At 39.1% G+C, this 266-nt stretch carries 1 protein-coding gene; it reads right to left on the bottom strand.

The window, feature by feature from the left end:
- On the bottom strand, positions 1-266 hold a 266-nt coding region (locus R0K30_RS22245), incomplete at both ends, for a hypothetical protein (RefSeq protein ID WP_410613047.1).

Raw genomic sequence — 266 nt, 5'->3', positions numbered from 1 at the left:
AGAGTGCACAATAAGAGTAAACATTTTTAGGGTCATCAAAGTTTTGTAAAACTGCGGTTTCAGTTTTCACTTTATTTAATGTACCCATCAGCCAATGTTTCGCCTCATTACCGACGCTCGGAGTTGGTATATAGTCTGAGGTGCTATTGAACAAGTCAGCAAAGAACTGCTCTTTGGAAGACAATTCTTGTTGAATGACCTTCACATCGTAGTCATCAATAGCTGCAAGTTGTGCTGCAACATTTACTGAGTCATCAAAATTACCC

The organism is Bacillus sp. SIMBA_154 (genome assembly GCF_046536015.1).
Lineage (GTDB): Bacteria > Bacillota > Bacilli > Bacillales > Bacillaceae > Bacillus > Bacillus pumilus_P.
This window is presented reverse-complemented; position numbering and strand designations above follow the sequence as displayed.